The sequence below is a fragment of the Halopseudomonas sp. genome (assembly GCF_036961105.1).
GTDB lineage: Bacteria > Pseudomonadota > Gammaproteobacteria > Pseudomonadales > Pseudomonadaceae > Halopseudomonas.
The window spans coordinates 72230-94637 of sequence record NZ_JBALWW010000004.1 but is presented as its reverse complement, the minus strand read 5'-3'; the positions used below and the strand labels follow the sequence as shown (position 1 = coordinate 94637).

The 22408-nt window shown below is 59.7% G+C and carries 16 protein-coding genes, 1 tRNA gene and 1 pseudogene; 2 read left to right on the top strand and 16 right to left on the bottom strand.

Annotated features, from left to right (window positions below):
- The first annotated feature begins 68 nt into the window (after nucleotides 1–68).
- Nucleotides 69–2813 carry a response regulator gene (locus V7756_RS06790; protein WP_335609395.1) on the top strand — a complete coding sequence of 915 codons (2745 nt, stop codon included), beginning with the start codon at nucleotides 69–71 and terminating at the stop codon, nucleotides 2811–2813.
- A gap of 241 nt (nucleotides 2814–3054) precedes the next feature.
- On the opposite strand, the pseudogene V7756_RS06785 reads toward V7756_RS06790, so the two are convergent.
- The 8 genes and pseudogenes from V7756_RS06785 to rnr all read right to left on the bottom strand — a co-directional run.
- Nucleotides 3055–5235 (bottom strand): annotated as a pseudogene (locus tag V7756_RS06785) (YgiQ family radical SAM protein); the annotation flags it as partial.
- A gap of 2 nt (nucleotides 5236–5237) precedes the next feature.
- Nucleotides 5238–6644, bottom strand: a complete 1407-nt coding sequence (gene dnaB / locus V7756_RS06780; protein ID WP_335609394.1) for a replicative DNA helicase — start codon at nucleotides 6642–6644, stop codon at nucleotides 5238–5240.
- Nucleotides 6645–6784: 140 nt separating this feature from the next.
- Nucleotides 6785–7231 carry a 50S ribosomal protein L9 gene (gene rplI / locus V7756_RS06775; RefSeq protein ID WP_335609393.1) on the bottom strand — a complete coding sequence of 149 codons (447 nt, stop codon included), beginning with the start codon at nucleotides 7229–7231 and terminating at the stop codon, nucleotides 6785–6787.
- A gap of 18 nt (nucleotides 7232–7249) precedes the next feature.
- Nucleotides 7250–8149: a hypothetical protein gene (locus tag V7756_RS06770; protein WP_335599184.1), complete on the bottom strand. Its 900-nt coding sequence runs from the start codon at nucleotides 8147–8149 to the stop codon at nucleotides 7250–7252.
- A 39-nt stretch (nucleotides 8150–8188) separates the two neighbouring features.
- On the bottom strand, nucleotides 8189–8419 hold the full coding sequence (rpsR, locus tag V7756_RS06765; protein ID WP_083723771.1) for a 30S ribosomal protein S18: 231 nt from the start codon (nucleotides 8417–8419) through the stop codon (nucleotides 8189–8191).
- Between the two features lie 40 nt (nucleotides 8420–8459).
- Complete coding sequence (gene rpsF / locus V7756_RS06760) at nucleotides 8460–8894, bottom strand: 30S ribosomal protein S6 (protein ID WP_092285277.1); 435 nt, start codon at nucleotides 8892–8894, stop codon at nucleotides 8460–8462.
- 163 nt (nucleotides 8895–9057) lie between these two features.
- Nucleotides 9058–9801 carry a 23S rRNA (guanosine(2251)-2'-O)-methyltransferase RlmB gene (rlmB, locus tag V7756_RS06755; protein WP_335609392.1) on the bottom strand — a complete coding sequence of 248 codons (744 nt, stop codon included), beginning with the start codon at nucleotides 9799–9801 and terminating at the stop codon, nucleotides 9058–9060.
- 13 nt (nucleotides 9802–9814) lie between these two features.
- The gene (gene rnr / locus V7756_RS06750) at nucleotides 9815–12337 is read right to left on the bottom strand and encodes a ribonuclease R (protein ID WP_335609391.1); all 2523 of its coding nucleotides are present in this window, start codon (nucleotides 12335–12337) and stop codon (nucleotides 9815–9817) included.
- A 244-nt stretch (nucleotides 12338–12581) separates the two neighbouring features.
- Here rnr and V7756_RS06745 point away from each other — a divergent pair.
- Nucleotides 12582–12668: transfer RNA gene (locus tag V7756_RS06745), tRNA-Leu, on the top strand.
- A 158-nt stretch (nucleotides 12669–12826) separates the two neighbouring features.
- Here the strand turns inward: V7756_RS06745 and V7756_RS06740 are convergent.
- The 8 genes from V7756_RS06740 to mutL form a co-directional block, all read right to left on the bottom strand.
- On the bottom strand, nucleotides 12827–14122 hold the full coding sequence (locus V7756_RS06740) for an adenylosuccinate synthase (protein WP_335609390.1): 1296 nt from the start codon (nucleotides 14120–14122) through the stop codon (nucleotides 12827–12829).
- Between the two features lie 48 nt (nucleotides 14123–14170).
- Nucleotides 14171–15358: an ATP phosphoribosyltransferase regulatory subunit gene (locus tag V7756_RS06735; RefSeq protein ID WP_335609389.1), complete on the bottom strand. Its 1188-nt coding sequence runs from the start codon at nucleotides 15356–15358 to the stop codon at nucleotides 14171–14173.
- 279 nt (nucleotides 15359–15637) lie between these two features.
- On the bottom strand, nucleotides 15638–16513 hold the full coding sequence (gene hflC, locus V7756_RS06730) for a protease modulator HflC (RefSeq protein WP_335609388.1): 876 nt from the start codon (nucleotides 16511–16513) through the stop codon (nucleotides 15638–15640).
- Nucleotides 16513–17697 carry an FtsH protease activity modulator HflK gene (gene hflK / locus V7756_RS06725; protein WP_335609387.1) on the bottom strand — a complete coding sequence of 395 codons (1185 nt, stop codon included), beginning with the start codon at nucleotides 17695–17697 and terminating at the stop codon, nucleotides 16513–16515. The genes hflC and hflK overlap by 1 nt, the downstream gene beginning before the upstream one ends.
- A gap of 116 nt (nucleotides 17698–17813) precedes the next feature.
- A complete protein-coding gene (hflX, locus tag V7756_RS06720) occupies nucleotides 17814–19115 on the bottom strand; it encodes a ribosome rescue GTPase HflX (RefSeq protein ID WP_335609386.1) in 1302 nt (433 codons plus the stop codon).
- Nucleotides 19116–19132: 17 nt separating this feature from the next.
- Nucleotides 19133–19387 (bottom strand): RNA chaperone Hfq, encoded by a 255-nt coding sequence (gene hfq, locus V7756_RS06715; protein ID WP_335609385.1) that lies wholly within the window; start codon nucleotides 19385–19387, stop codon nucleotides 19133–19135.
- Between the two features lie 134 nt (nucleotides 19388–19521).
- On the bottom strand, nucleotides 19522–20460 hold the full coding sequence (gene miaA, locus V7756_RS06710; protein WP_335609483.1) for a tRNA (adenosine(37)-N6)-dimethylallyltransferase MiaA: 939 nt from the start codon (nucleotides 20458–20460) through the stop codon (nucleotides 19522–19524).
- A 60-nt stretch (nucleotides 20461–20520) separates the two neighbouring features.
- On the bottom strand, nucleotides 20521–22407 hold the full coding sequence (gene mutL / locus V7756_RS06705) for a DNA mismatch repair endonuclease MutL (RefSeq protein WP_335609384.1): 1887 nt from the start codon (nucleotides 22405–22407) through the stop codon (nucleotides 20521–20523).
- Between the last annotated feature and the right edge of the window lies 1 nt (nucleotide 22408).

Genomic DNA, 22408 nt, shown 5'->3' with positions numbered 1-22408 from the left:
GCTGTAGCTATAGCCATGACGCAACGGCAATAAAGGTAACCGGGCCCAAGGACAGGACATCACCGATTGTGAAGCACATTAGCTCTCTGCTGCTAGCCCTTCTCACCGGCCTGCTGTTCACGCTCACGAGCTGGGTGGCCGTTGCCGAGAGTTTTACCCCGCAGCTCAAGACATTCGTTGATCCCGGAGGCCAGCTGGAGCTGGCGGACATTCTTTCCAACCGCTACGCCAACCGCTTCATACCCGCCCCCGACGCCCCATTGACGCTACCCGGCAACAGCGCCGTGCTCTGGGTCGAATTATCACTCAGCGACGCGCAGAATCAGGTGCTGTCGTTGAGCAATCCGGCCATTGCGCATCTGGCAGCCTACCGTCTCAGCACCCAGGGTGCCGAATTGCTGTACCAGACCGGCGCCACCGCAGCGCCAGCCGATCGCCCGCTGCCTTACAACGGCTTCGCCCTGCCGCTTGCGCAACTGCCCGGTGACAAGGTCACTCTGCTGATCCGCCTGCAAAATGATTATCCCCTGCAGACACGGGTCAGTGTCAGCGATGCCAGAAGTGCAGCCGAACAGCATGATCTGCAGCAAAGTATCCAGGGAATCCTCATCGGCCTGCTGTTGGCGCTGTTTCTGCACGGGCTGCTGCAAGGTACCCTGGGCCGCGACCCCTATCACCTGACGCTGGCTGCAGTCAGTCTGATTCTTGCCATCAGCAACCTGGACAATCTCAGTTGGGCAGCCAGTAGCCCTTTCACCCTGCATGGGCATCTGGCGCAGGTACTTCTACTCGGCGCTTATCCACTGCTGATCCTGCTGTTACTCAGCCGCCTCCCACCTCAGCAGTTTGCCCCGGCGCGAAAAGTCGTCATCGGCCTGGGCCTGAGCGCGACTGCGCTGCTGATCATAGCAGCCAGCTTCGCGCCTCAGTTTCACCTGATCTCCGACTTGCTGCGCATTGGCGTGCCTCTGCTCGGCCTGGGGCTGGCGCTTTATTTGCGCCTCCAGGGCAAGGCCTTCAATCTGCCCTTTTGCGTGGGCCACCTGCTGCTGCTCTGCAATGCCCTGGTCGAACATCAGTTCAACGGCTTGCCCGCCGCAGCCTATCTGGCCGATGTGCTGCTGTGGGGCGCGCTGGTGGCTTACAGCTGGAGCTTGTATCGTCGCCTGCAAGGCAAGTTGAACAGCCGCATTCGCCGGCGCCAGGATATCGCCACCGCGCAGGCCGAACAGCGTGCCAAGGCCGAGTTTCTCGCCCGCATCAGCCATGAGATACGCACCCCCATGAACGGCGTGCTGGGCATGAGCGAACTGTTGCTGGATACCGCCCTTTCAGCCAAACAGCGCGACTATGTACAGACCATCCACGGCTCGGGCAACGACCTGCTCAACCTGATCAACGAGATTCTGGACGTGTCCCGGCTGGAATCTGGCCAATTGGTGCTTGAACAGGTCCAGTTTGACCTGCATGCGCTGATCAACGACTGTCTGGACATCTACCGCGCACGCGCCGAGAGCCAAGGCATAGAGCTGATCGGCTTTGTACACCCCGACGTAGCACGCACCATGCAGGGGGATCCGACGCGGCTGCGACAGATCCTCATGAACCTGCTGGCCAATGCCTTGCAATACACCGACGAGGGTGAAGTGGTGCTGGTTGTCGGGCTGGACCACAAGCAAGGCACCAGCCAGCAGTTGCGGTTTGCCATCCAGGACACCGGCGCAGGCATGCCGCAACAGGCCCGCGACAACCTGCTGAGCGACAATCCGAGCACTACTCGACTGCTGGAGCACGGCAATGGTGACGACTATCTGCCGCTGGTCATAGCCAGGCAGCTGGTGGCCATGATGCAAGGCCAGTTGGGCGTCAAGTACGGCAGCGAACAGGGCACCACCATCTGGTTCACCCTGCCCGCCAGCAATCTGGATGACAGCATCGCCGCCGACACCAGCGGCCGCTGCCTGCAGGACCGCAACGTGCTCATCGTCGATGACAACGCCACCTGCCGCAAGGTGCTGCAGCAACAGACGGCAGCCTGGGGCATGCGCGCGCAATGCGCCGCCGGCGGACGCGAGGCGCTCGCCATGCTGCGCACCCAGGCCAATCTGGGCAGCCCCTTTGAAATACTGCTGCTGGACCAATCCATGCCAGGCATGAGCGGCGTGGAGCTGGCCAGCCGCATCAAGGATGACGCGGTGCTGTCCGGCGATCTGTTAATCATCATGCTGACCGGGATCAACCAGGTGCCGAGCAGGGTGATCGCCCGCAATGCCGGGATTCGCCGCATCCTCAGCAAGCCGGTCGCCGGTTATACCTTACGCACTACACTGATTGACGAATGGACCCAGCTGCGCAGTAACAGCAGCAGTGACACCGCTGAAAGCGAGACGCCCATCCCGATACCGGCCAACAATGACGATTTTCGCGTATTGGTGGCCGAAGACAACGCCATCTCCACCAAAGTCATCCAGGGCATGCTGGCCAAACTCAAGGTCGCAGTGATCGCTGTCGACAACGGCAGGCGCGCGGTGGAGGCAGTCCAGCAGCAGCCCTTTGATCTGATCCTGATGGACTGCGAAATGCCGGAAATGGACGGCTTTACGGCGGCCGAAAAGATTCGCGCCTGGGAGGCCGGGAGTGGCAACCAGCCCATACCTATCATCGCGCTGACCGCACACATTTTGCCAGAGCACCGGGAGCGGGCGCGCAAGGCAGGCATGAACGGTCACATGGCCAAGCCCGTCGAGCTAAGCCAGCTACGCGAACAGGTCCAGCATTGGCGCGATCAGAAGCGCAGCATTACTCTGCGCTGATCGATAGCAAGACGGGATACTCGACGCCACCGTTGACCGCAGCGTAGTTACTCAGCGTATCGCGCAAGACCATCCAGCAGAATTTCATCGGGTGCCTCCGGGCGCCGTTCTGGCCAGCTACCATTGCTGGCCAATCACACCCGAAGAATAGGCCAGCCCACTCGGCATGGCCATTGAGCTGAACCTATCGTGCCGATAGCCGCACTTATCGTACAGGACGTGCGCCTTTGCGGCCGCCTTTGCGCGCAGCGCCGGTCTCCCGTGGCGGCAGGCCGGTGTGTTGGGTCAGCACTCTGCCCGCCTTCTTGCTGCCGGCGGGAGTGGAGTTCTTGCGACGGGCACTCTGATAACCCTCTACCGCAGGCTGAAAGGTCGGAATCAACTGCTGTTTGCCGTTGCCGATCAGATCACTGCGACCCATTTCCTTCAGAGCATCGCGCAGCAGCGGCCAGTTCTTGGGATCGTGGTAGCGCAAAAAAGCCTTGTGCAAGCGGCGTTGACGATCACCCTTGACGATGTTCACGCCGTCGCTCTTGTAGGTGACCTTGCGCAGCGGATTCTTGCCGGAATGGTACATGGCCGTCGCCGTCGCCATGGGCGAGGGATAGAAAGCCTGCACCTGATCCGCACGGAAGCCATTGCGCTTTAGCCAGAGTGCCAGATTCATCATGTCTTCATCGGTGGTACCCGGGTGGGCCGCGATGAAGTAAGGAATCAGATACTGCTCCTTGCCAGCTTCCTTCGAATACTTCTCGAACATTTGCTTGAAGCGGTCATAGGAGCCTATACCCGGCTTCATCATTTTGGTCAGCGGACCATCCTCGGTATGCTCCGGCGCGATCTTCAGGTAGCCACCGACGTGATGGGTAACCAGTTCCTTTACATACTCGGGAGACTCCACCGCCAGGTCGTAGCGCAGGCCAGAGGCGATCAGGATCTTCTTAACCCCCGGCAACTCCCGCGCCTTGCGGTATAGACCGATAAGCGAGGAGTGATCGGTATTGAGATTCTCGCAGATCCCTGGGAAAACACAGGACGGCTTGCGGCAGGCGGCCTCGATCTCCGGGCTTTTGCAGGCAATCCGGTACATGTTGGCGGTAGGCCCGCCCAAATCGGAAATCACCCCGGTAAAACCCGGCACCTTATCGCGGATCTCTTCAATCTCGCGAATGATGGAATCGTGCGAGCGGTTCTGGATGATGCGCCCTTCATGCTCGGTGATGGAGCAGAAGGTGCAACCGCCAAAACAGCCGCGCATGATGTTCACCGAAAAGCGAATCATGTCGTAGGCCGGGATCTTGGCATCGCCGTAGGCCGGATGCGGAACGCGGGCATAGGGTAAACCGAAGATGTAGTCCATTTCTTCGGTCGACAACGGAATCGGGGGCGGCGTAAACCATACATCACGGTCGCCGTGGCGCTGCACCAGGGCACGGGCGTTGCCCGGGTTGGTTTCCAGGTGCAACACCCGGTTGGCGTGGGCATAAAGCACCGAATCAGCCTTGACCTTGTCGAAGGACGGCAGGCGAATCACCGTGCGATCACGCTCCAGTCGCGGGTGCGGCAATAGCTGTATGACCTGAGCCCCATCGTCAGCCGCTTCGTCGCCCGGGCCCTTGGCCTGCTCGACGGCGCAGGCGCTGGTGTCCTGGGTATTGACGTAGGGGTTGATAATCTTGTCGACCTTGCCTGGGCGATCAATGCGAGTGGAATCCAGCTCGAACCAGCCCTGCGGGGTATCGCGGCGCACAAAGGCAGTGCCGCGAATATCGGTGATATCGGCAATGGCTTCGCCACGGCTCAGGCGATGCGCCACCTCGACCACGGCGCGCTCGGCATTGCCGTAAAGCAGGATGTCGGCCTTGGCATCGATCAGCAGTGAGTGCCGGACCTTGTCCTGCCAATAGTCGTAATGGGCAATGCGCCGCAGCGAGGCCTCAATACCACCCAGCACGATGGGCACGTCCTTGTAGGCTTCGCGGCAGCGCTGGCTGTATACCAGGCTGGCGCGGTCCGGCCGGCTGCCGCCCTTGCCACCAGGTGTGTAGGCATCGTCGGAGCGCACCTTGCGATCAGCGGTGTAACGATTGATCATCGAGTCCATGTTACCGGCAGCCACGCCGTAGAACAGGTTCGGCTTGCCCAGCTTCATGAAGTCGTCTTTGCTCTGCCAGTCCGGCTGGCTGATGATGCCAACACGGAAACCCTGCGCCTCGAGCAGGCGGCCGATGATGGCCATGCCGAAGGACGGATGGTCTACATAGGCATCACCGGTCACGATAATGATGTCGCAACTGTCCCAGCCCAACTGGTCCATTTCCTCCCGACTCATTGGCAGGAAGGGTGCGGGACCGAAGCACTCGGCCCAATACCGCGGAAAATCGAACAGTTGCTGTTTGGCCACCGGTATGGCGATCGACATGCTTACTCCATATCCCCGTAGCCGGCATAGGAGCCAGGCGCCAGGTTTTCAAAACGGGTGTATTTGCCCAAAAACGCCATGCGTGCGGTACCGATAGGCCCGTTCCGCTGCTTGCCGATAATCAACTCGGCAATGCCTTTGTCTTGGGTATCGGGGTGATAAACCTCGTCCCGATAGACGAACATGATGACGTCGGCGTCCTGCTCGATTGCGCCTGATTCACGCAAGTCAGAGTTGATCGGACGCTTGTTTGGCCGCTGCTCCAGCGAGCGGTTAAGCTGCGACAGGGCGACCACAGGGACATTGAATTCCTTGGCCAGGGCCTTGAGCGAGCGCGAGATTTCCGAAATCTCGTTGGTACGGTTCTCTGAAGATGCTCCACCGATGCGCATCAATTGCAGATAGTCGATCATGATCAGACCCAGGTCGCCGTGCTCGCGCACCACGCGACGCGCACGGGCGCGCATCTCCATGGGCGACAGGCCAGCGGTATCGTCAATGAACAGCTTGCGGTCATTCAGCATGTTGACCGCCGAGGTCAGCCGCGGCCAATCCTCATCATCGAGCCGCCCCGAACGCACCTTGGTCTGATCGATGCGTCCCAGGGACGACAGCATACGCATGATCAGCGAGTCACCTGGCATCTCCAGCGAAAACACCAGCACCGCTTTGTCGCTGCGCATGACCGCGTTCTCGACCAGATTCATGGCGAAGGTGGTCTTGCCCATCGAGGGACGACCGGCCACGATGATCAGGTCCGAGGGTTGCAGCCCCGACGTCATGTTGTCGAGATCGGTAAAACCGGTAGACAAGCCAGTGATCGAACCTTCGCTGTTGAACAGGGTATCGATGCGATCAATTGCCTTGGCCAACAGCGCATTCACGCCTTCTGGACCACCGGTTTTCGGCCTGCTCTCGGCGATCGAGAAAATCTTGCGTTCAGCCTCGTCCAATACCTCACTGGACTGCATGCCCTTGGGATTGAACGCGGTGTCGGCAATATCGGTACTCACGCTGATCAACTGACGTAGCGTGGAGCGCTCGCGGATGATCTGGGCATAAGCACTGATATTGGCAACAGAGGGGGTATTTTTTGCCAGCTGTCCGAGATAGGCCAGACCGCCCACCTGATCGTTCATGCCTTCCTTGTCGAGATCCTCTGCCAGGGTCACCACATCGAATGGCTGGTTACGCTCGGCCAGACGCTTGAGCGCCTTGAAGATCAGCCGGTGATCGTGGCGATAGAAGTCGCTTTCGGTCAGCAGCTCGGCTACCCGCTCCCAGGCCGTGTTTTCCAGCATCACGCCACCCAGCACGGCCTGCTCGGCCTCGATGGAGTGCGGCGGGATCTTCAACGCAGAAGTCTGCAGATCCAGCTCGGGGCGTTCTGAGTAAAGTGATTCAGTCATGGGCTTGGGCTCGAGACGGCATAGGCACAAACAACAACACGGCGCCTGTCCAAGACAAGCGCCGTGTTGACAAGTCTAACTGCAAAGCGCTGCTAAATCACCCGAGATGCAAAAGCTCGGGCACAGCGCGGCAGCCGCTGTTAACCAGCGACGACGATCAGCTTGACGGTAGTTTCAACATCGCTGTGCAGTTGCACAGAAATGTCGAACTCGCCGACGTTACGCAGCGGACCTTCAGGCAGACGAACTTCGCTCTTCTCGAGCTCAACGCCAGCCGCAGTGACTGCGTCAGCGATGTCACGAGTACCGATAGAACCGAACAGCTTGCCTTCCTCGCCAGCATTGGCGGTGATGGTAACCGACAGCTCAGCCAGCTTGGCAGAACGCGCTTCAGCTTCGCCTTTCTTCTCGGCAGCGATTTTTTCCAGTTCGGCGCGACGCGCTTCAAAAGCTTCTACGTTGGCTGCGGTAGCCGGAGTAGCCTTGCCAAAAGGCAGCAGGAAATTGCGAGCGTAACCAGCCTTGACGGCGACCTTGTCGCCCAGGTTACCCAGATTCGCGATCTTTTCGAGCAGGATAACTTCCATTGCGATGACCTCTTAAATTCAACCTTGACCGTTTGAGTCATCGTTTCCACTGGCACCGGAAGCCGGCTGCAAGCGGGAACGGAAATCAAACAGACTATCAATAAACGCCAAAAACATGATCAGGGGGTACAGCACTTGCCAGACAAAAATCAGCGTCGCGTAAAGCACCACCAGCGGGCCGATACCCAGCCGCTTGATACCGACAACGCCATGCACCAGCGCCAGTCCGGCAAACAGCAGCGGCACTGTGGCAATCGGTGCAAGCATTGCCAGCCCATCAAACTGCGGGCCAACAAACACCAGCAAGGCCAAAACGATGCTCATCCACGGAGCCAAGCGCAAACGGTGAAACTCGTCGCGAAACCCGCCAGGGTTGAACAACCGGGCTTGCCAGCTGCGCGCGAGAATCAGGCACACCAGTGTCATGGCTGCGTGGGTAGCCCCCATCAAACCGGCCAGCAGCGGCACCATAAGTGCCTGCAGGCGGGCCAGTGCAGCCTCGTCGATTTCTGCGCTCAACTCGGTCAGCATCTGCGGCAGCGCAGAGCGAATCTGATCTGCCACCTCTTGCAACGGGCCCTGCAGGGTAACCAGCAGTACCAGTGCAAAAACCAGCCCGAGCGGCGCAGTCGCCATCGTCACCAGTGACCACTCACTGCGCTGGCGCAACAACAGCGCCAACGCCGAACAGCCCAACAACACCATCAGCGGGGTAGGATCACCCAACAGCGCCCAGGCAACTGCAGGCAAGGACGCCCAACCCAGCACCGGGAGGCCTTCCGACCACCCGCGGCGCAACAGCACCAACGCCATTGCCACCGCACCAAACCAGAACAGCATGGGTACTGCGACCGACAAACCCACCACCAGTGTGGCTTGTCTGCGACCGCGCATGATGAACTCAGCCAGCCCCTGCATGCCGATTCGGTTTCCTGATCAATTACTTTTGGCTACCAATTAACGACCGTGGCCGTCGGTGTAAGGCAGCAGAGCCAGGTAGCGGGCGCGCTTGATAGCAACGGCCAGCTGACGCTGGTACTTAGCCTTGGTACCGGTAATGCGGCTCGGGACAATCTTGCCGGTCTCGGTAACGTAGGCCTTCAGAGTGTTGAGATCCTTGTAATCGATCTCTTTAACGCCTTCAGCGGTGAAACGGCAGAACTTTCTGCGACGGAAAAAACGTGCCATGGCAGCGTCTCCTTAATTCTGGAATGTGAACTGGGAAAACTTACTCGTCGTCACCGTCATCGGTGTCGTCGCTGTTGTCAGCGTCATCGTTGGAGCTGTTGTCGTCGTTGTCATCGCTGCGCTCACGACGCTCACGACGCTCACCACGACCACTCTCTTCGGACTTGAGCATGTCGGACTGTTCAGTCACCGCTTCATCGCGACGCATTACCATGTTGCGGATAACGGCATCGTTGTAACGGAAGTTTTCAGTCAGTTCTTCCAACGCTTTGGCGCTGCACTCTACGTTCATCAGGATGTAGTGTGCCTTGTGGATCTTGTCGATCGGGTAAGCCAGTTGACGGCGACCCCAATCTTCCAGACGGTGAATCTTGCCGCCGTCTTCTTCGATCAGCTTGGTGTAACGCTCAACCATCGCGCTAACCTGCTCGCTCTGGTCTGGATGAACCAGAAAAACGATTTCGTAATGACGCATAAAAGCTCCTTACGGGTTATAGCCAGCCACCCAAATATGGTCTGGCAAGGAGTGGAACATAGGGTTTGGGGCGGCCATTCTAGTGAAGGCGCCCTATAGAGGCAAGTTAAATGGCGATTATTTGCACACCCCCGCCGACGCGGGGGTCACAAGAGAGGAAAGGCTAGCCCGGCAGGCGTTGACGCACGGCTTCAAACAAACAGACGCCGGCAGCCACGGACACGTTCAGGCTACTGACCGCACCGGCCATCGGCAGACGCGCGAGGTAATCGCAATGCTCGCGGGTCAGGCGGCGCATTCCCGCGCCCTCCGCGCCCATGACGATGACCGAAGGCACCTTCAGATCCACCTCATAGATGAATTGCTGCGCCTCGCCCGCCGTGCCCACCACCCACAGGCCGCGTTGCTGCAGCTGCTTGAGGGTGCGGGCCAGGTTGGTCACCGCCACCAGCGGCACTGTCTCGGCAGCACCGCAAGCCACCTTGCGCACCACCGGGGTCAGACTGGCGGAACGATCCTTGGGCACGATCACCGCCTGCACACCGGCGGCGTCGGCGCTGCGCAAACAGGCGCCCAGATTGTGCGGGTCGGTCACACCATCGAGCACCAGCAGCAGCGGCACTTCCTCCAGCCGGTCGAGCAGATGCGTGAGCATCTCTTCCGACCACAGCTGACTGGGAGTGACCTCGGCAATCACTCCCTGATGCACGCCCTCAATCAACTTGTCCAACTCATCGGGGGCCAGGCGCTGCAAGCCTATGCCCGCACCCTGCGCTTGCTCCAGCAAAGCCTGCTGGCGCTCATTCAGGCGACCTGACTGCAACAGCAAACGCTTCACCCGCTTGGGGTTGCGTTCCAGCAAGGCCTGTACCGCGTGAACCCCGAATACCCGCTCAAGATCACTCATGCCTGACGCTCACTCACTGCTTTGGCTTACGCTTGCGCGGACTGCGAGGCGCTGCTCCGTCCTTGCTGCCGGCAGGCTTGCGGGCGGCTGGCTTGCCGGCCCCGCTCACCTTGGCCGGCTTGCGCGGCGCAGCACCTGCAGGCGCCTTGCCAGACGGACTACGACCACCCGATTTGCCTGTCTTCTTGCCTTCGCCAGCCGCCTGACGCGCTTCGGCCAGAAGCTTCTCACGCACTGCGCGGCTGGCCGATACCTTGCGATCGGCTTCTGGCTGCTGCTGATCGGCCGCCATCTCGAAATCGATCTTGCGATCATCCAGATCAACCCGCGCGACCTGCACTCGCACCGGATCGCCCAGACGGAACTTGCGGCCGGAACGCTCACCGGTCAGGCAATGATGCACGGCATCGAAGTTGTAGTAGTCCGCTGGCAACGCAGTGATGTGCAGCAAGCCTTCCACGTAGATATCAGTCAACTCGATGAACAAGCCGAAACTGGTCGCCGCGGTAACCAGACCATCAAAGGATTCACCGACACGATCCTGCATGAATTCGCACTTGAGCCAACTGACTACGTCGCGCGACGCTTCATCCGCGCGGCGCTCGTGCTGCGAGCATTGCTCACCCAGCTCGGCGAGGCGCGCATGATCATAGGGGTAGATTTTCGCCTTCGGCATCGCCGGGGCACCACAGCGTTTGACCAGATCGGTATTGCGTCGCGAGCGGATAACGCTGCGAATGGCGCGGTGCGTCAGCAGGTCCGGATAACGCCGAATGGGCGAGGTAAAGTGCGTATAGGCCTCGTAATTCAAGCCGAAGTGACCAGCATTGTCCGGGCTGTATACCGCCTGACTCAGCGAGCGCAGCATGACTGTCTGGATCAGCTGCGCATCCGGGCGCCCTTGCACCTTGGCCAGCACGGCGCTGTAGTCTTCCGGCGTGGGGTCACCTTTTTTGCGCGTCAGGCTCAAGCCCTGGGCATTGAGGAACTGGCGCAGCCGCTCGACCTTCTCTGCCTGCGGCGCATCGTGCACCCGGTACAAACCCGGCAGCTCCAGATCCTGCAGGAAGCGCGCCGTCGCCACGTTGGCACTGAGCATGCACTCTTCCACGATCTTGTGCGCGTCGTTGCGGGTGGTCGGCTTGATTTCGACTATCTTGCGATCGTCACCGAAGACCATGCGGGTTTCGGTGGTTTCAAAGTCGATTGCACCGCGCCCTTGACGCGCCTTGGCCAGCGCCTTGTAGAGCTCGTACAGGTTTTCCAGATGCGGCACGACCTCGGCATGCTCATCGCGCAGAGCCTTGCCTTCGCGACTGCGGCCATGTTCCAGCATGGACGAGACCTTGTTGTAGGTCAGCCGCGCATGGGAATGAATAATCGCCTCGTAGAACTGGTAGTCAGTCAGCTCACCCGCCTTGGACAGCGTCATCTCGCATACCAGCGCCAGGCGATCCACATGCGGATTCAGCGAACACAGGCCATTGGAGATGGCCTCGGGCAGCATGGGAATGACCTGGCTGGGGAAATACACCGAGGTGCCGCGCAGCTCGGCTTCCTGATCCAGGGCAGACCCGACCGGTACGTAGTGCGATACATCGGCGATGGCCACATAGAGTTTCCAGCCACCGGAAAACAGACGCCAGCCGCTGGCCTTATGCGGCTCGCAGTAGAGCGCGTCATCAAAGTCGCGGGCATCTTCGCCGTCAATCGTGACCAGCGGCAGATGGCGCAGATCGACGCGTTTCTGCTTGTCCTTTTCCTCGACGTGGTCTTTCAGCTTGGCTGCTTCATCGATGACCGCCTGCGGCCATTCGCTGGGGATGTCGTAGCTACGCAGCGCTACTTCAATTTCCATGCCGGGCGCCATGTAGTCGCCCACCACTTCAATCACCTCGCCTTGCGCCTGCCGGCTCATGGTCGGCCACTGGGTGATGCGTACCTCGGCATACTGCCCGTGCTTGACGCCATTGGTGGCACCCGGCGGGATCAGCACGTCCTGATTGATCTTGGCGTTATCCGCCACGACAAAGCCAATACCGTTCTCTTCGTAGTAGCGGCCAACCAGAATTTCGTGCGCGCGTTCGAGCACCTCGACTACAGCGCCTTCGCTGCGGCCACGGCGGTCGACACCGGTAACCCGGCCAAGCACGCGGTCACCATCGAATACCAGGCGCATCTGCGATGGGCCGAGAAACAGGTCTTCGGTGCCCTCATCGGGCACCAGAAAACCGAAGCCATCGCGATGACCCTGGACACGACCGCGAATCAGGTCGAGCTTGTCGACCGGCGCGTAAGCACCCCGGCGGGTATAAATCAGTTGCCCGTCACGCTCCATGGCGCGCAGGCGACGGCGCAGCGCTTCAATGCTGTCCTCATCCTGCAGGTCGAACTCCTGTTGCAACTGCGCACGGGTGGCGGGAGCGCCACGGGTCTCGAGCAGTTGCAGGATGAGTTCACGACTGGGGATGGGGTTATCGTATTTTTCTGCTTCGCGCCGGGCTTCCGGATCCTGCTGGATCCATTCATTGGTCATGGAAGTGGCCTGGGAAGATGTAGATTTGCTCGACTTGGTCGAGACTTTTGGAGATTGATCTTTTTTCGTCATAGACGCCTATTGAACCGCGAATCAAGTCTGTATGCACCTGTTTCCTCCAACAAAATTTTTTTCTTGTCAGGGGTTTACAAGATCATTCTGGCTACGTAATATTCGCGCCGTCAGCACGAAACGGCAGCGGCAAGAACCTCTGGTTCAGCATAGCAGCAGTTTCGCAAGACGCGCCCAGGTGGTGAAATTGGTAGACACGCTAGCTTCAGGTGCTAGTGGCCTTACGGCCGTGGAAGTTCGAGTCTTCTCCTGGGCACCAATTCAAAAAACCGAGCTTATGCTCGGTTTTTTTATGCCTGCCACAAATGCAACGCCGCTTATCACGGCCCCTGCAGCGCCGGCCGCACCCTGCCCAATCGAGCCCCCGCCAACAAAAAAGACGCCCGCAGGCGCCTTTTCGTTAGTGCAACCAAACCCTCAGGCCTTGAACACCTGACGCAGGATAATGGTCTCGTGACGATCCGGCCCCGTGGAAATCAGATCGATTGGAGCTCCTACCAGCTCCTCGATACGCTCTATGTAGGCACGCGCAGCAGCCGGCAGACCGTCCAGCGTCTTCACGCCAAGAGTCGACTCCTGCCAGCCCGGCATGTCTTCGTACACCGGTTCAAGCCCGATGTAGCTGTCGGCATCGGTTGGCGCTTCAATAACAGTGCCGTGCTCGTTGCGATAACCCACGCAGATGCGAATGGTCTCGAGACCGTCCAGCACGTCCAGCTTGGTCAGACACAGGCCGCTGATGCTGTTGATTTCAATGGCCCGACGCAGGATGACCGCATCAAACCAGCCGCAGCGACGCGCACGACCCGTGGTAGAACCGAACTCGTGACCACGCTCGGCCAGGCGTGCACCTACGGTGTCAAACAACTCGGTCGGGAAAGGACCCGAGCCAACACGGGTGGTGTAGGCCTTGGTGATACCCAGCACGTAATCCAGATACAGCGGGCCAAAGCCGGAACCGGTGGCGGTGCCGCCCGCAGTAGTGTTGGAGCTGGTAACGAAGGGGTAGGTGCCGTGATCGATATCCAGCAGTGAACCCTGAGCACCCTCGAACATGATGTTCGCGCCTTCGCGGCGTAGTTCGTGCAGACGCGCCGTAACGTCGGTCATCAATGGCGCCAGCCAGTCGGCATAGCCGAGCGCTTCATCCAGCGTCTTCTGAAAATCGACCGGTTCGACCTTGTAATAGTGCTGCAGGGCGAAGTTGTGGTAATCCAGCACCTCACCCAACTTGGCGGCAAAGCGCTCGCGATGGAACAGATCGGCAACGCGCAAACCGCGGCGCGAGACCTTGTCTTCATAGGCCGGACCGATACCGCGACCGGTAGTGCCGATCTTGGCCTCGCCACGGGCCTTTTCGCGCGCCTGATCCAGCGCTACGTGATACGGCAGAATCAGCGGACAGGCTGGGCTGATGCGCAGACGATCGCGTACCGGCACGCCCTTGGCTTCCAGCTGCTTGAGCTCTTTCAGCAGCGCCTCGGGTGAGAGCACCACGCCATTGCCGATGAAGCAGCGCACGTTATCACGCAGTATGCCGGAGGGAATAAGGTGCAGGACGGTCTTTTCACCGTCGATGACCAGGGTATGGCCGGCATTATGGCCGCCCTGATAGCGCACCACCGCAGCAACCTGATCGGTCAGCAAGTCAACGATCTTGCCTTTGCCCTCATCGCCCCACTGGGTACCCAGGATGACAACATTCTTACCCATGTTCAGCCCATGCCTCGCTAGAAATTGATTGGCCTTGCGGCCAGGGAATCACGAATTCAAGTCTGTTACCGACCAACTGCCGGCCTGAAAGCCCAGCACGCGGTCGCAACCGTAATCGGCGGCTTCGGCAGCGGACTGACCGGGCAGCGCCACGATCACACGCTCTCCCTGCTGCCGCAGGCGGGCGATCTGCTCATGCAGGCCGGCCTCATTGCTGTGCGGCGCCCAGATAGCCGATCGCTGCTGCTCGGCCGCATCGCCGCGCTGCACCAGAAAACGCAGATCGGTGGAGAAACCGGTAGCCGGTCGTGCTCGCCCGAAGTCGCTGCCGATATCGTCATAGCGACCACCCTGGGCGACGCTTTGCCCAACACCAGGCACAAAGGCGGCAAACACCACACCCGTGTGGTAATGATAGCCACGCAGCTCGCCCAGGTCGAAATACAGCGGAATTTGCGGATAACGCCGCGCCAGCACCTGAGCGATCTCGCTCAGATCATCCAGCGCTGCCATGACCGATTCAGGCGCGCCATCGAGCAGCGCGTGCGCACGATCCAGCACCTCAACGCCGCCGGATAATTCGACCAGGCTACAGAGCATGGCCGCCAATGACGACTGTCCGATACCGGCAGTCAACTGCGTTACTTCATCGACTGCCTTGCGCTGCAATGCGTCGAATAGCGCCCGCTCGGTGGTTTCGTCCACGCCAGCAGCCTGCACCAGCCCACGGTAAATCCCCACATGGCCGATATCCAGATGCACGCCCTGCACCTGACAACTCGCCAAGGTTTCCAGCATCAGCGAAATCACTTCAATATCACTGGTGCTCGACGCATCACCGTAAAGCTCCGCGCCCAACTGAATCAGGCTGCGCGCAGTCGATAGTGGCCGCGGCCGGGTATGTAACACGCTGCCGCAGTAGCACAGCCGGGAGGGCCCTTCAGCACCCAGGGTATGGGCATCGATGCGCGCTACCTGCGGCGTGATGTCCGCGCGCAACCCGAGCATGCGACCGGACAACTGATCGGTCATCTTGAACGTTTGCAAATCAAGATCGTGACCGGCACCGGTCAGCAGCGATTCGAGGTATTCGATATGGGGAGTTATGACCAGGTCATAACCCCAGCAGGAGAACAGATCAAGCAACTGTCGGCGGGCAGCTTCGATACGGGCAGCCTCGACAGGCAATACCTCGTCAATACCATCCGGCAACAGCCAGCGATCTACAGTCGGCATTTTGACAACCTTTTCATACTCGGTGAACTAGGTTCGCGGTCGGCTCACGTCTGCAGCTCAAGACCGCTGACCAGAAAAACAGTAATGGCCGTGGCGCATCAGCCACAGCAAGCGCGCAGCAGCATAGGCCGGTCACAAAAAAGCCGGGATTTCCCGGCTGCGCAAGTGTAACACCGTTTTCCCGACGCCACACCCGCGACGTGATGCGGTCGCGACCGACGCCCAGACAAACAAAAGGGGTTGCCCCTCAACGGACAACCCCTCTGACTCAGCAACCGATTAGCGCTGGCCGGAACCACCCTGCAGATACTTGAAAAAATCACTTTCAGGGTCCAGAACCAGCACATCGGATTTGCTGGCGAAGCTTTCACGGTAGGCCTGCAGGCTGCGCGAGAAGGCGTAGAACTCCGGATCCTGGGTGTAAGCCTGCGCATAGATGGCCGCTGCCTTGGCATCGCCATCACCGCGCACTTTTTCCGCCTCGCGGAAGGCTTCCGCCAGAATCACACGTTGCTGGCGGTCGGCATCGGCGCGAATACCTTCCGCCAGCTCGCGACCCTTGGCCCGATGCTCGCGCGCCTCGCGCTCACGCTCGGTGCTCATGCGATCGAACACGCTACGGTTCACCTCGGTCGGCAAATCGATCGCCTTGACGCGCACATCAAGCACTTCGATACCCAGTTCGCGGCGTGCGCTCTCATCCAGCGTGGCGGTAATATCTGCCATCAACTGGTCGCGCTCACCGGACACCACCTCGTGCAATGTACGCCGCGCGACCTCGTTACGCAGACCCGACTCTAACTGACGCGACAGTCGCTCTTCGGCAATGGCACGCAGACCCGAGGTCGCGGTATAGAAGCGCTGCACATCAGCGATCCGCCATTTGGCATAGGAATCGACCATCAGCGCTTTCTTTTCCAGCGTCAGGTAACGCTGAGTAGCGGTATCCAGCGTCAGCAGACGCGCATCAAACTTATGCGCCTCCTGCACAAAGGGCAGCTTGAAATGCAAGCCCGGCGCCACGTCACTATCAACGACGCGACCAAATTGCAGCACTATCGCGCGCTCGGTCTGACTGACGACAAAGAAACTGCTCCAGCCGACAATGAGTGCGGCCAGCAGCACTATGATGCCAAACAAGGATTTATTGCTCATCAGCGTGACTCCCTGGAACGCAGATCGCGCTGCTGTGTGGTAGTGGAACGGGACGAATCACTCTGGGTAACCGTCGGCGTGCTGTTGCCAGAAGCACCACTGGCAGACGAGGACTGCTGCATCAGCTTGTCCAGCGGCAGATAAAGCAGGTTGTTGTTACCCTCCCCGCCCGACACCAGTATCTTGCTGGTGCTGCTCATAACGTCCTGCATGGTGTCGATGTACATGCGCTCGCGCAACACATCGGGCGCCACACGATACTGCTCAACCAGGAGCTCAAAGCGCTTGGCCTCACCTTCGGCGCGGGCAATCACTTCATCGTGATAACCATTGGCCTCTTCCAGCATGCGTTGCGCCTTACCGCGTGCCTCCGGTATCACGCCGTTGGCATAGGCTTCAGCCTGGTTGCGCTCGCGGACTTCATCTTCCTTGGCGCGAATCACATCATCAAACGCGTCCTGCACCTCTGCCGGCGCCTGCGCGTTTTCGATGTTCACCTGAGTCACAGTGATGCCAGTGTTGTAGCTATCCAGATAGCGTTGCAGGCGTTCGGTAACCTCGACCGCCATCTGCTCCCGCCCCTCGGTCAACACCTGGTGCATGGGCGTCGAGCCCACGACGTGGCGAACCGCACTTTCGGTGGCATGGCGCAGACTGGTTTCCGGATCTTCGACCATCAAGACGAAATTCTGCAGATTGGAAATTCGATACTGAATGGCGACCGGCACCTCGACGATGTTTTCATCCTCGGTCAACATTTGCCCCTGCTGGCGATAGGAGCGTACTTGAGTGACGTTGCGCTGGAACTTGCGCTCTACCGGCGGAAAATAGAGGTGCAGGCCAGAACCGACGGTACGGTTGTACTCGCCAAAGCGCAGAATCACTGCCTGCTCCTGCTCGTCTACCATATAGACAGCGTTGAACAGCCAGACCGCGAGCACTACCAGACCGGCAACGACCCAGAGACCCTTGGGAATACCGCCACCCCCGGTTCGCCCGCTGCCACCGCCGCTATTGCTACGCTTGCCGGAACCAAAGAGGTTATTGAGGCTGTCCTGCAGTTTGCGCAGCGCGTCATCAAGATCTGGAGGACCTTGCTTACCACCCCGCTTGCCACCACCACCGCTACCCCAGGGATCCTGGTCGTTTGAATTATTTCCGCCACCAGGCTCATTCCAGGCCATAGCGTTCTCCGTTGTCTGTAACCATTCATCGCCCCCGGCTGCCACAACGGGCGTCCGGATCAGGGTGCAATCCTACCGTAAACCGGCCAGCGTACGCGAACCCTCGCTGGCGGCTTTCATTGCAAAGTATGTTGCTGTAAAAAAGCGTCTGGCAGCCAGCCTTCGCGCTTGAGCAAACGATTGAAGTCACTGCGCTGCAGGCGCAGGCTCAATTGCTGACGGCCGTCTTCTGCCGTCTGTTCGTCCAGCACTGCACCGGCGGCATAAAATTGGGCACGCAAGCGCGATTCGGCGTGCTCCAGCACTATGCACTCCTGCACCAGATCGTTGCCCAGCCGCTCTGCGATGGCTTGCGCCAGCAGGTCCAGACCCAGGCCCTTCTGCGCCGAGATCCAGACCCTCACCGCAGTACCCTCTTCATCGCGCTGCAGTTGCGGCTCAAAGCCTTCAATCAGATCGATCTTGTTGTAGACCTCCAGCATCGGGATCTCGATGGCGCCGATCTCACTCAGCACCGAATGCACCTGCTGCATGTTTTCCTGACGATCAGGATCTGCGGCATCGATCACATGCAACAGCAAGTCGGCCTGGGCAGACTCTTCAAGGGTGGCACGAAAGGCTTCCACCAACTTGTGCGGCAAATGGCGAATGAACCCCACGGTATCGGCCAGAATGGTCGCACCTATGTCCGCCAGTTCAATTCGCCGCAGCGTCGGATCCAGGGTGGCGAACAGCTGATCTGCCGCATACACCTCGGAGGTGGTCAGCGTGTTGAACAGTGTGGACTTGCCGGCGTTGGTATAACCCACCAGTGAGACCACCGGAATTTCCGCGCGGCGACGTGCCCGACGCGCCTGGTCACGCTGGCTACGCACTTTCTCCAGACGACGCATGATCTGCTTGATACGTACGCGCAGCAAACGACGGTCGGTCTCGAGCTGGGTTTCCCCGGGGCCGCGCAAACCGATACCGCCCTTTTGCCGCTCCAGGTGAGTCCAACCTCGCACCAAGCGCGTGCTGAGATGATCGAGCTGTGCCAGCTCCACCTGCAGTTTGCCTTCGTGGGTACGCGCACGCTGCGCAAAGATATCCAGGATAAGGCCGGTGCGGTCGATTACCCGACACTCCAGCTCACGCTCCAGATTACGCTCCTGACTTGGGGTCAGGGTGTGATTGAAGATGACCACGTCACCTTCGTTGTCCTTGACCAGCGCCCGCAACTCCTCCACCTTGCCGCTACCTATCAGGAACCGGGGTGTGGGTTGGTGCCGGGGGATGGTCATAAATGCCGCATTTTCTGCACCGGCGGAACGCACCAGCTCAAGAAATTCCTGCGGGTCTTCTCGGCGCTGTTCATCCAGGCCTTCGAGGTGAACGAGAACTGCGCGTTCACCCCCTTCATGACGCTCAAAAAACAATCAGGCCTCCTGTAGCATCAGGGATTGCTGGCCTCAACCTCATCGCCACCCGCCGCTACCGGCAAACGCACCGGACGACCAGGAACGACGGTAGAGATCGCGTGCTTGTATACCATCTGGCTGACTGTGTTTTTCAACAGAATGACAAACTGGTCGAAGGACTCGATCTGGCCTTGCAATTTGATACCGTTTACCAGATAGATGGATACCGGGACACGTTCCTTGCGCAGAACGTTCAGGTAAGGGTCTTGTAGTGAATGCCCTTTTGACATTGCCTCACTCCTTTAATGGAAACCGAATAGTTTTAAGCATTGTAATAATGCGATTTGGCCGGCTTGTCCATTATCCAAAAGACGAGCAGGCAAGTTATCTGCACAACCCAAGTCGGCAGTAGCACCGATGAACTCTATAGTGCGGCCTCTTGCAGCGCTTTCAAGGCCAGCTCGAATCTTTTCGGGTCCAGACTGTCAAGCCAGTCGATCTCGGCGTGCCAGCCACGCAACCAGGTGAATTGGCGCTTGGCCAGTTGCCGGGTAGCAATGATGCCTCGTTCAACCATTTCTGCCTTGTCGAGCTTGCCATCCAGATAATCCCAGACCTGTCGGTAGCCGACAGCCCTGATGGACGGCATGGCTGAGTTCAAGTCTCCCCGGTTACGCAGAGCTTCGACCTCTGGAATCAGCCCTTGTTTCATCATCAGGACAAAACGTTCGGCAATTCGCGCGTGCAGCACAGAACGATCCTGCGGTGCAACAGCCATATAGCGCACAGTATAAGGTAAAACTGCCGTTTCCGGCCTCTCGCCAACAGCTTTTTCTGCACTTTGCCGACCATGCATTTGTGTCAGTGTAATACCGGTTAGCAGAAACACCTCATAGGCGCGCTGAATCCGCTGCGGATCGTTCGGGTGAATTCGCTCGGCGGCGATCGGATCCACCTCTGCCAACGCCCGATGCACCGACTCCCAGCCGCCGACTGCAGCCATCGCTTCTATACGCGCACGCACCGCGGGATCGGCCGATGGCATCTGTGCCAGCCCCCCGGCCAAAGCCTTGAAATACAGCATGGTGCCGCCCACCAGCACAGGTATGCGGCCACGCGCGGTAATATCCGCCAGCAGCGGCGTAACATCCTCGCGAAACCGTGCCGCCGAATAGCTTTCGGCCGGGTCGAGAATATCGATCAGGTGGTGCGGATAGCGCGCCAGCGTGATTGAGTCCGGCTTGGCCGACCCAATATCCATGCCGCGGTACACCAACACCGAATCAACACTGATCAGCTCGCAGGGAAAATGGTCATACAGATGCATGGCCAGCTCGGTCTTGCCCGAGGCGGTGGGCCCCATCAGGCATATGACGGGCGGCAGCTTATCGCGCGTCACACTGTGCTCCCTTCATCAGCTACCTCAGCGCCCGCGCAGAAACAGCTTGTCGAGTTCCGCCATGCTCATTTGCGTCCAGGTCGGGCGCCCATGATTGCATTGCCCACTGCGCTCGGTCTGCTCCATGTCGCGCAGCAGTCCATTCATCTCCGCCAGCGTCAACCGCCGGTTGGCCCGTATCGCGCCGTGACAGGCCATGGTACCGAGCAATTCATTCAGGTGCGCCTGAATGCGGTCGCTCGTGCCATATTCCAGCAGGTCGCTCAGCACATCGCGCACCAGTTGCTCGGCATGTGCCTGCCGCAACAACGCCGGCACTTCCCGAATCGCCAGGGATTCCGGCCCCATCCGCTGCAATGACATGCCCAGACGGGTAAACCAGGCGGCGTGTTCCTCGGCGCAGTCGGCTTCACGCTGGCTGACCGCCAGGGTTTCCGGCACCAGCAAAGGCTGGCTGCGCAGCCCTTCCTGATCCATCGCCAGCTTGAGCCGCTCATAGGTGATGCGTTCGTGCGCGGCGTGCATGTCCACCACCACCATGCCGGCGGTGTTTTCCGCCAGGATATAGACTCCGTGCAACTGCGCCACGGCATACCCCAGCGGCGGCACACTGCCCTCTTCCCGAGGCAGAACCGGCTCGCTCCCCGCAGGCGCGCCATACAGGTTGGCGTACGCTGCCACTGCGCCGGGCGCGGGCGCTGGAGTCGGCACATAACTGCCAGCCGCTCCTGCCCCCGACTCTGCCCGCCAACTGGCCGAGGGCTCGTTCAGACTCATGTACTGTTGCCCGGAAAACACGCCGGCATTCAGCCCGTTAACCGCTGGCTGCGCCGGCGGCGGGTTGAGCGTGTCAGGCGCTGCATTTCCGGTGTTGTCGGTGCTCGCGACCTGCTCGGTCTGATCACCCGGGCGTTGATCTGCCAGGGCACGATAGAGAGTGCTGAAGAGAAAATCGTGCACCATGCGCCCGTCACGAAAACGGACCTCGTGCTTGGTGGGGTGCACATTGACATCGACCACTCCGGGATCCAGCTCCATGAAGAGCACGAAGGTGGGATGGCGGCCGTTGAACAGCACATCGCGATAGGCCTGGCGCACGGCGTGGGCTACCAGTTTGTCCTTGATCATGCGGCCGTTGACGAAGAAATATTGCAGATCGGCCTGACTACGAGAGAAAGTCGGCAACCCCACCCAACCCCAGAGGCGCAGCCCGCCACGCTCGTTGTCGATGGTACGCGATTGCTCGACAAAGGCCGGCCCGCACACCGTCGCCACCCGGCGGCGAGCTTCCTGCTCGCTGTGCGCCGGACGCAAGCTGAACACACTGCGGCCGTTGTGCCGCAGGTTGAAAGCCACATCGAAACGGGACAGTGCCAGGCGTTTGACCACTTCTTCCAGGTGTGAAAATTCGGTCTTCTCGGTACGCAAGAACTTACGCCGCGCTGGCGTGTTGAAAAACAGGTCGCGTACTTCCACCGTGGTGCCCTGCGGATGCGCAGCCGGCTGCAGATTGGGCGCCATGTCGCGCCCTTCGGTTTCAACCTGCCAGGCCTGATCGCTGCCAGCCGGACAGGAGGTCAGCGTCAGGCGCGAGACCGAACTGACCGAGGCCAGGGCTTCGCCGCGAAAACCCAGGGTAGCGACGCGCTCCAGATCATCCAGGTCGCGAATCTTGCTGGTGGCATGTCGAGACAACGCCAGCGGGAGGTCATCCTGTTCAATGCCACTGCCGTCATCACGCACCCGCAGCAACTTTACCCCAGCCTGTTCGATGTCTATATCGATGCGCTTGGCGCCGGCGTCCAGGCTGTTTTCCAGTAGCTCCTTGATTACCGAGGCAGGCCGTTCGACAACCTCACCCGCCGCGATCTGGTTGGCCAGACGCGGGCTTAGCAATTGAATTCGGGACATA